Source organism: Methylobacterium aquaticum, from assembly GCF_016804325.1.
In the GTDB taxonomy this organism is placed as follows: domain Bacteria; phylum Pseudomonadota; class Alphaproteobacteria; order Rhizobiales; family Beijerinckiaceae; genus Methylobacterium; species Methylobacterium aquaticum_C.
On the sequence record NZ_CP043627.1, the window covers coordinates 3,875,328 to 3,888,268 of the forward strand.

General features: G+C 67.8%; 9 protein-coding genes and 1 pseudogene. 2 read left to right on the top strand and 8 right to left on the bottom strand.

Annotated elements, in window-relative coordinates; all coding sequences use genetic code 11:
• Nucleotides 1–9: 9 nt before the first annotated feature.
• The 4 genes and pseudogenes from urtD to urtA form a co-directional block, all read right to left on the bottom strand.
• A pseudogene (gene urtD, locus F1D61_RS17575) lies at nucleotides 10–800 on the bottom strand (urea ABC transporter ATP-binding protein UrtD).
• Entirely contained in the window at nucleotides 797–1,933 is a 1,137-nt protein-coding gene (urtC, locus tag F1D61_RS17580; protein ID WP_203152964.1) for an urea ABC transporter permease subunit UrtC, read from the bottom strand. The pseudogene urtD and the gene urtC overlap by 4 nt, the downstream one beginning before the upstream one ends.
• A gap of 2 nt (nucleotides 1,934–1,935) precedes the next feature.
• A complete protein-coding gene (gene urtB, locus F1D61_RS17585) occupies nucleotides 1,936–3,525 on the bottom strand; it encodes an urea ABC transporter permease subunit UrtB (RefSeq protein ID WP_203152965.1) in 1,590 nt (529 codons plus the stop codon).
• A 199-nt stretch (nucleotides 3,526–3,724) separates the two neighbouring features.
• Nucleotides 3,725–5,017: an urea ABC transporter substrate-binding protein gene (gene urtA, locus F1D61_RS17590; protein WP_203152966.1), complete on the bottom strand. Its 1,293-nt coding sequence runs from the start codon at nucleotides 5,015–5,017 to the stop codon at nucleotides 3,725–3,727.
• 259 nt (nucleotides 5,018–5,276) lie between these two features.
• On the opposite strand from urtA, the gene F1D61_RS17595 reads away from it, so the two are divergent.
• Nucleotides 5,277–6,941 (top strand): alpha-amylase family protein, encoded by a 1,665-nt coding sequence (locus F1D61_RS17595; protein ID WP_203152967.1) that lies wholly within the window; start codon nucleotides 5,277–5,279, stop codon nucleotides 6,939–6,941.
• A gap of 277 nt (nucleotides 6,942–7,218) precedes the next feature.
• On the opposite strand, the gene F1D61_RS17600 is transcribed toward F1D61_RS17595, so the two are convergent.
• Nucleotides 7,219–7,470 (bottom strand): helix-turn-helix domain-containing protein, encoded by a 252-nt coding sequence (locus F1D61_RS17600; RefSeq protein WP_203152968.1) that lies wholly within the window; start codon nucleotides 7,468–7,470, stop codon nucleotides 7,219–7,221.
• 533 nt (nucleotides 7,471–8,003) lie between these two features.
• On the opposite strand from F1D61_RS17600, the gene F1D61_RS17605 reads away from it, so the two are divergent.
• The gene (locus F1D61_RS17605) at nucleotides 8,004–8,933 is read left to right on the top strand and encodes a DMT family transporter (RefSeq protein WP_203152969.1); all 930 of its coding nucleotides are present in this window, start codon (nucleotides 8,004–8,006) and stop codon (nucleotides 8,931–8,933) included.
• 19 nt (nucleotides 8,934–8,952) lie between these two features.
• Here F1D61_RS17605 and ycaC read toward each other — a convergent pair whose 3' ends face one another.
• The 3 genes from ycaC to F1D61_RS17620 form a co-directional block, all read right to left on the bottom strand.
• A complete protein-coding gene (ycaC, locus tag F1D61_RS17610; RefSeq protein ID WP_203152970.1) occupies nucleotides 8,953–9,585 on the bottom strand; it encodes an isochorismate family cysteine hydrolase YcaC in 633 nt (210 codons plus the stop codon).
• 739 nt (nucleotides 9,586–10,324) lie between these two features.
• On the bottom strand, nucleotides 10,325–11,161 hold the full coding sequence (locus tag F1D61_RS17615) for an ABC transporter ATP-binding protein (protein ID WP_203152971.1): 837 nt from the start codon (nucleotides 11,159–11,161) through the stop codon (nucleotides 10,325–10,327).
• A gap of 253 nt (nucleotides 11,162–11,414) precedes the next feature.
• A complete protein-coding gene (locus F1D61_RS17620; protein WP_203152972.1) occupies nucleotides 11,415–12,686 on the bottom strand; it encodes an ABC transporter substrate-binding protein in 1,272 nt (423 codons plus the stop codon).
• Nucleotides 12,687–12,941 lie beyond the last annotated feature (255 nt).

Sequence of the window (12,941 nt, forward strand, 5' to 3'; positions counted from 1 at the left end):
AAAAGATCCTCAGCGGCCGAGATAGACCTCGACCACCCGCGGGTCGGCCGAGACGGAATCGATCGAGCCTTCGGCGAGCACCGCACCCTCGTGCAGGCAGGTGACGCGGCATTGCAGCGCCCGCACGAAATGCATGTCGTGCTCGACCACGATGACCGCGTGGTCTTCAGCGATGCGGCGGAGCAGCGTCGCGGTCGCCTCGGTCTCGGCGTCGGTCATGCCGGCCACCGGCTCGTCGACGAGGAGGAGCTTGGGTCCTGCGCCAGGAGCATCCCGATCTCCAGCCACTGCTTCTGGCCGTGCGAGAGGTCGGCCGCCGGCCGGGCCCGGTGGGCGATAAGCCCCACCGTCTCCAGGATCGCGTCGATCTGCGCCCGCTCGACCCGGTTGCGCCAGCCGAACAGGGAGGCGGTCGCGGTCCGCGGCCCTTTGAGTGCCAGCAGGATGTTGTCGGCGACCGACTGGCTCTCGAACACCGTCGGCTTCTGGAACTTGCGGCCGATGCCGAGCTCGGCGATGGCCGCCTCGTCCATCCGGGTGAGGTCGTGCCGGCCGTCATAGATCACCTGGCCGGTATCGGGCCGGGTCTTGCCGGTGATGCAATCCATCATCGTGGTCTTGCCGGCGCCGTTCGGACCGATGATCGCCCGCATCTCGCCGGGCATCAGGGTCAGGGACAGGCCGCGCAGGGCCCGGTAGCCGTCGAACGTGACCTTGATGTCGTCGACGTAGAGCAGGGCCTGGGTGAGGCGCTTCTCGTGGACCGGGTCGGAAACGGGCAGAGCCATCGCGGCGCTCATGATCCGCGGCCCTCCTCGGCGAGAGCGGGGGGACTATCGGTGCGAACCCTGGCCCGGCGGGCGCCGAGGCGCTCGTTGATCGTGCCGAGGATGCCCTTGGGCAGGTACAGGGTGACGACGACGAAGAGGGCGCCCAGCGCGAACAGCCAGGCATCCGGCATCGCCCCGGTCAGCAGCGTCTTGGCGTAGTTGACCAAAACCGCCCCGAGCGCCGCGCCGACCAGCGTGCCGCGCCCGCCGACCGCGACCCAGATCACCGCCTCGATCGAGTTGGCGGGGGCGAATTCGGACGGGTTGATGATGCCGACCTGCGGCACGTAGAGGGCGCCGGCCACCCCCGCCATCATCGCCGAGACGGTGAAGGCCAGGACCTTGAAGTGGGCCGTGCGGTAGCCGAGGAACCGGGTGCGGGACTCGGCGTCCCGGATCGCGATCAGCACCTTGCCGAAGGCCGAGGTCGTCATGAAGCGGGCGACGAGATAGGCGAGACCGAGCGCCACGGCGGTCAGGACGAACAGGACGACGCGCGTCCCTTGCGCCTGCACGTTGAAGCCGAGGATGTCCTTGAAGTCGGTGAGGCCGTTGTTGCCGCCCAGCCCCATGTCGTTGCGGAAGAAGGCGAGCATCAGCGCGAAGGTCATCGCCTGGGTGATGATCGACAGGTAGACGCCGGTCACCCGCGAGCGGAAGGCGAGCCAGCCGAACACGAAGGCGAGGATGCCCGGCACCAGCAGCACCATCACGGCCGCGAAGGGAAAGAGATCGAAGCCGTGCCAGTACCAGGGCAAGGACTTGTAGTTCAGGAAGACCATGAAGTCGGGCAGGACCGGGTTGCCGTAGACGCCGCGCGGGCCGATCTGGCGCATCAGGTACATGCCCATCGCGTAGCCGCCGAGCGCGAAGAACGCGCCGTGGCCGAGCGAGAGGATGCCGCAATAGCCCCAGACGAGGTCGAGGCTGAGCGCCAGGATCGCGTAGGCGAGGTACTTGCCCATCAGCGAGACGGCGTAGGTCGGCACGTGGAACGCCGAGCCGGGCGCGGTGAGCAGGTTGAGGGCCGGCACCACGATGCAGGCCAAGGCGAGGACGCCGAGGAAGATCCAGCCCGGCTTGTCGATGCGGGAGAGCAGCATGGTCAGGCCTCCACCGCCCGGCCCTTGAGCGCGAACAGGCCGCGCGGCCGCTTCTGGATGAACAGGATGATGAACACGAGGAGCAGGATCTTTCCGAGCACCGCGCCCGCATAGGGCTCGAGGAACTTGTTGGCGACGCCGAGGGTGAGGGCCGCGACCAGCGTGCCCCACAGGTTGCCGACGCCGCCGAAGACCACGACCAGGAACGAATCGATGATGTAGCCCTGGCCGAGATTCGGCGAGACGTTGTCGATCTGCGAGAGCGCCACCCCGGCCACCCCGGCGATGCCGGAGCCGAGGCCGAAGGTGAAGGCGTCGATCCAGGGCGTGCGGATGCCCATGGCGGCGGCCATGCGGCGGTTCTGGGTGACGGCGCGGGTCTTCAGGCCGAACGAGGTCGCCTTGAGGATCAGGTTGAGGGCGACGAAGACGGCCATGGCGAAGACCACGATCCACAGCCGGCTCCAGGTGATCGAGAGGCCGAACAGGTCGAAGGCGCCGGACATGTAGGAGGGTGCGCCGACCTCGCGGTTGGTCGGGCCGAAGACCGAGCGCACCGCCTGCTGCAGGATCAGGCTGATGCCCCAGGTGGCGAGCAGGGTCTCGAGCGGCCGGCCGTAGAGGTGGCGGATGACGGTCCGCTCGATCAGGATGCCGACGGCGCCGGCCGCCAGGAAGGCGAGCGGGATCGCGATCGGCAGCGACCAGTCGAACAGGCCGGGGGCCTTCTGGCGGATCAGCTCCTGCACCAGGTAGGTGGTGTAGGCGCCGAGCATCACCATCTCGCCGTGCGCCATGTTGATGATGCCCATCACCCCGAAGGTGATGGCAAGGCCGATGGCAGCGAGCAGCAGCACCGAGCCGAGCGAAATTCCGTACCAGGCGTTCTGGACGTTCGCCATCAGCGCCTGGCGGGTTTCGATCGACGAGACGCCGCGGGCGGCGGCGTCGCGCACGCTCTGGGCCGGATCGGTCGCGAGGCCGCGCAGGATGCCGAGCGCCTCCGAATCGCCGCGGGCCTGGATCGTGTCGACGGCGGCGAGCCGGTCGATCTCGGGCGCGCCGGGCTTGGCGAGGAGCGCCGCGGCGCGGGCCTCCTGCATGCTGCGCTTCACGCCCGCGTCGGTCTCGCGGGCGAGCGCCGCATCGAGGGCCGGAAGTGCTGCGGCGTCGCGGGCCTTGAACACCGCGTCGGCGGCGATGCGGCGGGTGGCGGCGTCGGGGGCGAGCAGGTTCAGGGTGCCGAGTGCGGCGTCGATCGTGCGCCGGAGCCGGTTGTTGACCCGCACGGGCTTGAAGCCCTCGGGGTTCACCGCCGCGCCGGTGCGGGCGTCGGTGGCCGTCGCGCCGTCCTTGACGGCGAGCGCCTTGTCGTCCGGGCGGTAGAGCAGGCGGCCGTCGGTGAGCGCGCGCAAGACCACTCCGGCCTTGGGATCGCCGCTGGTGGCGAGGCCCGCAATGCCGGCCTCGATGTCGGAATAATTGTCGCTGGCGAGCCGGCCATAGGCGGCGTCAGCCCCGGTCTGCGCGGCGGCCGCGAAGGCCCAGCCGGCGCACCAGGCGGCGAGGAGAAGGACGAGGCAGCGGCGCATGCAGGGGGTGTCCGGGGCAAAGGTGCCAAACATTCCCCTCTCCCGTGTGGGAGAGGGGTTAGGGGTGAGGGTGCTACGGTTCCACAGAAGGCGCCGAGCGTTGAGCTGCCAGCACGACCGTCCGAGCTTCGATCAGAACCGTAGCACCCTCACCCCCGGCCCCTCTCCCACACGGGAGAGGGGGGATTCAGCTAGGAACTTACGCGCCGCCGCACTTCTTCGTCTTGGTGTTGTAGTTGCCGCACTTGAGCTGCACCCAGTCGGCCTCAAGGTCCTTCGAGCCGTCGAGCTGCTTCGACCACGCCTCGCCGGGGATCAGTTCCTTGGTCTTCCACACCACGTCGAACTGGCCGTTGGCCTCGATCTCGCCGATGAAGACCGGCTTGGAGATGTGGTGGTTGGGCAGCATCTTGGCGGTGCCGCCGGTGAGGTTCGCCTGCTCGATGCCGGGCAGCGCGTCGATCACCTTGTCGGGGTTGGTGGTGCCGGCCTTCTCGACCGCCTTCACCCACATGTTGAAGCCGATGTAGCTGGCTTCCATCGGGTCGTTGGTGACGGCCTTGGGGTTCTTCTTGTACGCCTGCCACTGCTTGATGAACGCCTCGTTCTCCGGCGTCTTGATCGACTCGAAGTAGTTCCAGGCGGCGAGGTGGCCGACGAGCGGCTTGGTGTCGATGCCGGCCAGCTCCTCCTCGCCGACCGAGAAGGCCATCACCGGGATGTCGGTGGCCTTGATGCCCTGGTTGCCGAGTTCCTTGTAGAACGGCACGTTGGCGTCGCCGTTGACGGTCGAGACCACCGCGGCCTTCTTGCCGGCCGAGCCGAACGCCTTGATCTTCGACACCTCCGTCTGCCAGTCCGAGAAGCCGAACGGGGTGTAGTTGATCATGATGTCCTCGTCCTTCACCCCCTTGGACTTGAGGTAGGCTTCGAGGATCTTGTTGGTGGTGCGCGGGTAGACGTAATCCGTCCCCTCCAGCACCCAGCGCTTCACGCCGCCGCCATCCTCCGACATCAGGTAGTCGACCGCCGGGATCGCCTGCTGGTTCGGCGCCGCACCGGTATAGAACACGTTGCGCTCGCTCTCCTCGCCCTCGTACTGGACGGGGTAGAACAGGATGTTGTTGAGCTCCTTGAAGACCGGCAGCACCGACTTGCGCGACACGCTGGTCCAGCAGCCGAACACCGCCGCGACCTTGTCCTTGGCGATCAGCTCGCGCGCCTTCTCGGCGAAGAGCGGCCAGTTCGAGGCCGGGTCGACGACCACTGCCTCGAGCTTCTTGCCGAGCACGCCGCCCTTCTTGTTCTGCTCGTCGATGAGCATCAGCATGACGTCTTTGAGCGTCGTCTCGGAGATCGCCATCGTGCCCGAGAGCGAGTGCAGGATGCCGACCTTGATGGTCTCCTGCGCCGAGGCGACCGTGCTCGCCAGCGTGCCGAGCGCCAACCCGCCCGCGACCGTGGCGCGCGAGAGCCAACCCTTCCACGTCATCGTCATCGTCTCCCTGGGCCGATGCGGCCGAACCCCGTTCCGCAAGGCGCGTGCCAAGGCAGATCGCGAAAGGTTCCCGGGAACCGGGGCTCAAATTCTGGGCATGAGGCGGATTTGGGGGCCGTCTGCCCGTTTTCCGACAGCCTCCCTGCGCAGCTGAGCGCCATCCTGCCTAAGCCTGCGCCAAGGCTACGCTCGGCTCGGGGCTGCCCTAGTTGTGATCACTCGCCGGCATCGTCGAGATCGAGGGAGAACCGGGGTGATCGAGGACCTCTGGTACAAGAACGCGGTGATCTACTGCCTCTCGGTCGGCTCCTTCATGGATGCCAACGGCGACGGCATCGGCGATTTCGAAGGGCTGGAGCGGCGCCTCGATTATCTGCTCGGGCTCGGCGTGACGGCGATCTGGCTGCATCCGTTCCAGCCCTCGCCGGGGCGCGACCACGGCTACGACGTGGCCGATTACTACGGCGTCGATCCGCGCTACGGCACGCTCGGCGATTTCGTCGCCTTCACCCACGCCGCCAAGCAGCGCGGGATGCGGGTGCTGATCGACCTCGTGGTCAACCATACCTCCGACCAGCATCCGTGGTTCAAGGCCGCCCGCTCCGACCCGAATGCCCGCACCCGCGACTGGTACGTCTGGTCGAAGACGAAACCGGCGAACGCCCACGAGGGCATGGTCTTTCCCGGCGTGCAGAAGAGCACCTGGACCTACGACAAGGAAGCCAAGGCCTGGTACTTCCACCGCTTCTACGACTTCCAGCCCGATCTCAACACCGCCAATCCCCATGTCCAGGCCGAGATCCTGAAGATCATGGGGTTCTGGATCCAGCTCGGCGTGTCGGGCTTCCGCATGGATGCGGTGCCGTTCGTGATCGCCGAGAAGGGGCCGGAGGTCTCAGGGGAACCGCGCGAGCAGTTCGAGTTGCTGCGGCTCTTCCGCGAGTTCCTGCAATGGCGCCAGGGCGACGCGATCATCCTGGCCGAGGCCAACGTGCTGCCGCGCCAGGACCTCGACTATTTCGGCGACGATGCCGACCGCATGCACATGATGTTCAACTTCCAGGTCAACCAGGCATTGTTCTACGCGCTCGCCTCGGCGGATGCGCGCCCGCTGGTGAAGGCGCTCCAGAAGACCTGGAACCGGCCGCCCTCCGCGCAATGGGCGATCTTCCTGCGCAACCACGACGAACTCGATCTCGGGCGGCTCACCGAGAAGCAGCGCCAGACCGTGTTCCAGGAATTCGGGCCCGACCCGGACATGCAGCTCTACGACCGCGGCATCCGCCGGCGGCTGGCGCCGATGCTCGGCGGCGACCGGCGCCGGATCGAGCTCGCCTACAGCCTGATGTTCACCCTGCCGGGCACGCCGGTATTGCGCTACGGCGACGAGATCGGCATGGGCGACGACCTCTCGCTGCCCGAGCGCGACTGCGCTCGCACGCCGATGCAGTGGTCGGACGAGCCGCAGGGCGGCTTCACGCTCTCCGATCACCCGGAATCGCCGCCGATCCACGAAGGGCCCTACGCCTTCGCCCACGTCAACGCGGCGGCGCAGCGCTGCGCGCCGGAATCGCTCCTCAACTGGATGGAGCGGGTCATCCGCATGCGCAAGGAGGTGCCGGAGATCGGCTGGGGCGACTTCACCGCCCTTGAGACCGGCGATACCGGCATCCTCGCCCTGCGCTACGACTGGCGCAACAATTCGGTCCTGTGCCTGCACAACCTTTCGCCTGAGCCGAAGGAGATCACCTTCGCCACCGGCCTCGACGGCGACGGCCGCAACCTGATCGACCTCCTCACCGGCCAGCGCAGCCTCGCCAACGCGGATGGCTGCCACCGGGTGCTGATGGAGGGCTACGGGTACCGGTGGTTCCGGGTCGGGGGGCTGGACTACCTGTTGCGGCGGACGGAGATCTGACCCGCGGCTTCACTCGCCGGTTTTGCCACTATCCGGTCATTCCGGGGCCGCGCAGCGGAGCCCGGAATCCAGAGCCGCGGATGGTTGAGGATAGAGCGGCCAGTGTCCCGCTTTATTCTGTCCCAACCGAGTGTCTGGATTCCGGGCTCCGCTTTCGCGGCCCCGGAATGACGCGGAGGGTTCGAGGACGGATATTTGACAGTCAGGCTTCAAGTCCTTGCAGGCTCCGAGTCTGTTCAGGCTCCAAGCCTTTGTGCGGGCAAGGCGGAAGCCCCCCTCAAACCGCCCCCACCGCCAGCATCTCGGCCTCCTCCGGCGAGACCACCCCGTCCGGCCAGTCGGACCAGACGACGTCGCGGTAGATCGGCAGGCAGACGCCGATCCTCCTGTATTCCGCGATCCGGTTGCGCACCGTGCGGACCGAGATGCCGAGCATCCTGGCGGCGTGGGTGCGGTTGCCGCGGCAACGGATGAGCGTCTCGATGACGAGCTTGCGCTCGGCCTCCGCGAGAGTGGTCGCTGGCGCCATGCTGTGTTCCTCCTGGTGACGAAGGCCCTCGGATTTATTCGTTCTTGCGACCCGTCAAAGCTGCGCAATTATGGTTAATAAGTCGTTAACGTCACTATCCGGCACATCTACGCCTTTCTGTGCTTGCAAAGGCCAGAGCAGAACATAGACAATACGGCCGGTCATCGATCGATGAAGCCCGGTCGGTGCCAGGTGGAGGGCTGCCGGGTTCCGGCATTCGACGGCGTCCGGGCGAGTCCGGCGAGATCTGGCCGGGCGGCGGCGCAAGACGGGCCGTGACGAGGGCCGACGATATCGAACCCGGGCCGCCGCCTGATCCGGGCCGCGACCGTCGGCCGGATCGGCCGGGCGCGCCGGGAATGGGGCGCCGGCGGATTGGAGGCGGCGTCACCTCGGTCAGGTCGCCCGCTGATCTTGATCGACGCCCCCCGTCCCCGCCCGGCGCCGGTGCGGTCGATTGCAGCGCAAGGAACGGGATGCCGTCGGGTCCGCTCATGCGGCAGGGTGCGGCCTCACCCACCGGAGAGCCCGCGATGCCGCCTGCCGCCAACCGTCCCATGACCCCGTCGGAATGGGGCCTGCTCCTCGGCCTGTCGGTCCTGTGGGGCGGCTCGTTCTTCTTCGTCGGGGTCGCCCTGCGGGCGCTGCCGCCGCTCACCCTGGTCAGCCTGCGCGTCGGCCTCGCGGCGATCATCCTCGCCCTGGTCTTGCGGGTGCGGGGCTTGCCCCTGCCGCGGGGCGCCCGGGTCTGGCTCGCCTTCCTGGGGGCGGCCTTCCTCAACAACGCGGTGCCGTTCTGCCTCATCGCCTGGGGGCAGACCCATATCGCCTCCGGCCTCGCGGCGATCCTCAACGCCACCACGCCGCTCTTCGGCGTCTTGGTCGCCCACTGGCTCACCGACGACGAGCGCCTGACGGGGAACCGTCTCGCCGGCGTGCTGGCCGGGCTTGCGGGCGTCGCCGTGATGGTCGGGCCGTCGGTGCTGGCCGGGCTCGGGGGCGAGGCGCTGGCCCAGGGCGCGGTGCTGCTCGCCGCCCTCTCCTACGCCTTTGCCGGGATCTATGGCCGTCGGTTCAAGCGGATGGGCATCCCGCCGCTCCCGGCGGCCGCCGGCCAGGTCACCGCCGCGACCGTGCTGCTCCTGCCGGTGGCCCTCGCGGTCGACCGGCCCTGGACCCTGGCGATGCCCCCGGCCACCGCCATCGCGGCGGTGCTCGGCCTCGCGGCGCTCTCGACGGCGTTCGCCTACGTGATCTTCTTCCGCCTGCTGGCGAGCGCCGGGGCGACCAACCTGATGCTCGTCACCTTCCTGATCCCGGTCTCGGCACTCCTGCTCGGCGCCCTGGTGCTCGGCGAGCCGGTGGTCCCGCGCCAGCTCCTCGGCATGGCGCTGATCGGGGCCGGGCTGGTGGCGATCGACGGGCGGTTGCTGCGGCGCAGGAGGCCCGCGGCGGCCGAGTAGCCGCCGCGGGCGGGGGCGGTCAGGCGCCGTGCCTGCCCTGGAGCGCGGTGTAGCTCGTCATCAAGTTGCGGTAATCCGGGATGTGGTCGCCGAGCAGCGTCGCCAGACCTTCGACGTCCCGGCGCCAGTCGCGGTGCAGCTCGCAGGCGACCGCGAACCAGTTGACCAGCTGCACGCCGGCCGCCGACATCCGGTTCCAGGCCCCGTCGCGCACCACCGGGTTGAAGGTGCCCGACGCGTCCGTGACGGCGAAGACCTCGTAGCCCTCCGCGATCGCCGACAGGGCGACGAAGGCGACGCAGACCTCGGTGACGACGCCGGCGATGACGAGCTGCTTGCGCCCCGTCGCCTTCACGGCGGCGACGAAATCGGGATTGTCCCAGGCGTTGATCTGGCCGGGCCGGGCGATGAACGGCGCGTCCGGGAACTTGGCCTTCAGCTCGGGCATGATCGGCCCGTTCGGCCCGTCCTCGAAGCTGGTGGTCAGGATGGTCGGCAGCTTGAAGTAGGCGGCGAGGTCGGCGACCGCCAGCACGTTGTTCTTGAAGCGATCGGGATCGAAGTCGCGCACCAGCGACATCAGGCCGGCCTGGTGATCGACCAGGAGGACGACGGCCTGGTCGAGGTCGAGGCGGTTGTAGGGCTTCGTCATCGTCGTCTCCATCGTGGCGGCCGGTGCGGCGCGGTGTCGATGGGGGGAGTATGTCCGGGAGGTTTCTGACTGAATAGAGAAACGATGGAAAACGATCGTTTCCGGAAGCGCGACAATCCGGACGGATGATCGCGCTCCCTCGGATATCGGGGCTCACACCGCGACGGGCACGTGCAGGTCGATGACGGTGCCCGGCCGGTCGGGGGCGGGCGGTCGATCCATGCCGTCATCATGACGGATGGAGAGCGGGGGCGTCCTGACCGGTCTTGCTGTGGAGGAATAACGGTTGGAGGACGGCTCGTTTCTCTCAACGGTCCTGACACCCTCCGCGTCATTCCGGGGCCGCGCAGCGGAGCCCGGAATCCAGAACCGCGGAAGGTCCAGAAAAAAGCGGAACGCTGCCCTAAATCTCCTGAATCACCTCAGAGCCTGTTTGAGCAGAGTGATTTGACAAAAACTGAGAAGAATTAGGAGATATCCTACCCCTCCACCTCATCCTGAGGTGCGACCGCAGGGAGCCTCGAAGGAGGGCTCCAGAAGCCTCTGCGATCCCTGGAGCCCTCCTTCGAGGCTCCCTGCGGTCGCACCTCAGGATGAGGTTAGAGGGTAGGATGATCCCGCTCGCCTCAAGTCTTGGGTAGAAGTCCTGCTCAAACAGGCTCTGAGCGTCTGGATTCCGGGCTCCGCTGCGCGGCCCCGGAATGACATGGAGGATGTCAGAACCGAAGGATGAGAACGGTCAGATCCACCGCTTGCGCCGCTTGAAGCTCTTCAGGTTGCGAAAGCTCTTACGCTGATCGCCGGCGCCGCCGAGGTAGAATTCCTTCACGTCCTCGTTGGTGCGCAATTCCTCGACGGTGCCGTCGAGCACCACCTTGCCCTGTTCCATGATGTAGCCGCGATCCGCCACCGAGAGAGCGGCGCGGGCATTCTGCTCGACGAGCAGGATGGTGACGCCGAGATCCTGGTTGATCTGGCGGATGATCGAAAACACCTCCTTCACCAGGAGCGGCGAGAGGCCCATCGAGGGCTCGTCCATCAGGATCAGGCGGGGGCGGGCCATCAGCGCGCGGCCGATCGCCAGCATCTGCTGCTCGCCGCCCGAGAGGTAGCCGGCCGCACCCGTGCGCTCCTTCAGGCGCGGGAAGTAGGTCAGCACCCGCTCCAGGTCCTGGCCGATCTCCTTGTCGCGGCGCGAGAAGGCGCCGAGGCGCAGGTTCTCCATCGGCGTCATGTCGGCGACGATGCGGCGGCCCTCCATCACCTGGAAGATGCCGCGGCGCACGATCCTGTCGGGCTCGATCCCGTCGATGCGGGCGCCGTCGAACACGATCTCGCCGCGGGTGACCTCGCCGTCCTCCGAGCGCAGCAGGCCCGAGATGGCCTTGAGCGTGGTCGACTTGCCGGCACCGTTGGCGCCGAGCAAAGCCGTGATCGAGCCCGCCGGCACGTCGAGGCTCAAGCCCCGCAGGACCAGGATCACGTCGTCGTAGACGACCTCGACGTTGCGCAGGGAGAGGAGCGGGGCCTGAGTGGCGTCTTGGCTCGGGCGTTCGAGGGTCGTGACCTGCGACATCGGATGGCTTTCATTCAGCGAGATGCGACGTCGAACCCTCCCCCTCTGCGGGGGAGGGTGCCCGGCTGCGAGTGCGAAGCACTCGTGCGCCGGGCGGGAGAGGGGAACCACGATTCAGGATGAGGCGGAGCCGTTCTGACAGGCGCCATACTTGGCACCGTCGCGCTGCCCCTCTCCCGCCCCGCATCCGCGGGGCACCCTCCCCCGCAGAGGGGGGAGGGTTCAGGGGCGGGTCATCCTTCGAGGATGGTTCTCACCACCCCTGCCACTCGCTCTTGCGCGGCAGCGTCACGGTCTTGACCGGCTCGAGCTTGATCGTGCCGGCCTTCATCAGGTCGGGCAGCGCTCCGTCGGTCGGTCCCGACACCTTGGCGCGGTAGATGTTCACCTCCATCATCCCGCGGTGGTCGGTGGGCGACCAGGTCGAGGGGACGCAGACGCCCTCCATGCCGGCCGGCACCCAGTCCTTCTTCTGGTAGAAGCCCTTGCGGACGTTGGGGCCGGCAAGCCCGCCATTGTCCTTGGCCCAGGCCAGCGCTTCGGTCATGTAGAGGGCAGCGCAGATGCCGGTATAGTAATGCACCGGCCGGTAGGCGGTGCCGGCGGGGTCCGACACCTTCGAGATCTCGGCCGCCATCGCCATGCCGGGCGCCGTGCTGCCGCTCACCGCCGCGGTGCGGACCGGGAAGACGACGCCGTTCGCCGCCTCGCCCGCCGCCTTGGCGGCGTTCTCGTCCATGCCCCAGACGTTGCCCATGAACTGGATGTCGGTGCCGACCGCCTTGCAGGACTTGAGCAGCGAGATGTTCGAGCCGCCGGTATTGCCGAGATAGGCGTAGTTCGCGCCCGCATTCTTGGCGGTGAGGCATTGCGCGGTGTAATCGCCGGGCGCGAGCGCGAAGACGATCGGCGGCAGCACCTCGAATCCGAGGTCCTTCGCCATCGCCTCGCCGGCTTCCTTGGGCGAGTTCGGGTAGGGGTGGTTGCCGCCCATATGGACGTATTTCGGCTTGCCGGTCTTGCCCTTGGCCTTCCAGTCGTCGGCGGCCCACATCAGCATGGCGCGCAGCGCATCCGAGTAGGACGGGCCGTAGAAGAAGTTGTAGGGCGCGGCCTTCGCCTTGCCGCTGGCGCCGGTCGGGTCGCTGACCTGCGCGGCGTAGGAACCGGAGATGTACGGGATCTCGTCCTTGGTGACGAAGGCCGACAGGGCCTCGGTGTCGGCGGTACCCCAGCCCTGGATCGCCGCGACCTTGTCGCGCCCGCCGGTCCACTTCTTGTAGAGTGCGACGGCACGCGGCACCTGGTAGCCGTAATCGACGGTCTCGACGTTCATCTTCTCGCCCTTGATGCCGCCCTTGCGGTTCACGTAGGCGAGGGCATCGGCCACCCCTTGGGCGTAGGGCACGCCGACGTCGGAGGTGGCGCCGCTCTGGTCGGCGAGGTGGCCGATCGGGATCTCGGCGGCGAGAGCGGGGACAGCACAAGCGAGGACAGTGGCCGAGGCCAGGGACAGGCGAAGCATGGGTTTCCTCCGGTGGGTGGGCTGGTTTTCCAGCCTCGTCGGTGAATTCAGAATTTGCGGGACGGGTTTGATCCGCCTGCCCCACCCGCAACCTCATCCTGAGGTGTGAGCGAAGCGAGCCTCGAAGGAGGGCTCCAGAAGTCTCGGAGCTTGCTGGAGCCCTCCTTCGAGGCCGCTACGCGGGCACCTCAGGATGAGGTCGCGGGTGGGATGAGAGGGATGCTCACGGCGCTGCCGCCCCAGGTCAAGACGGGT

Excerpts from the sequence above, each read along its gene's own strand:
- F1D61_RS17620 (WP_203152972.1), bottom strand. The coding sequence starts at position 12,686 with ATGCTTCGCCTGTCCCTGGCCTCGGCCACTGTCCTCGCTTGTGCTGTC.
- F1D61_RS17605 (WP_203152969.1), top strand. The coding sequence starts at position 8,004 with ATGCCGCCTGCCGCCAACCGTCCCATGACCCCGTCGGAATGGGGCCTG.
- urtB (WP_203152965.1), bottom strand. The coding sequence starts at position 3,525 with ATGCGCCGCTGCCTCGTCCTTCTCCTCGCCGCCTGGTGCGCCGGCTGG.
- ycaC (WP_203152970.1), bottom strand. The coding sequence starts at position 9,585 with ATGACGAAGCCCTACAACCGCCTCGACCTCGACCAGGCCGTCGTCCTC.
- urtA (WP_203152966.1), bottom strand. The coding sequence starts at position 5,017 with ATGACGTGGAAGGGTTGGCTCTCGCGCGCCACGGTCGCGGGCGGGTTG.
- F1D61_RS17615 (WP_203152971.1), bottom strand. The coding sequence starts at position 11,161 with ATGTCGCAGGTCACGACCCTCGAACGCCCGAGCCAAGACGCCACTCAG.
- F1D61_RS17600 (WP_203152968.1), bottom strand. The coding sequence starts at position 7,470 with ATGGCGCCAGCGACCACTCTCGCGGAGGCCGAGCGCAAGCTCGTCATC.
- urtC (WP_203152964.1), bottom strand. The coding sequence starts at position 1,933 with ATGCTGCTCTCCCGCATCGACAAGCCGGGCTGGATCTTCCTCGGCGTC.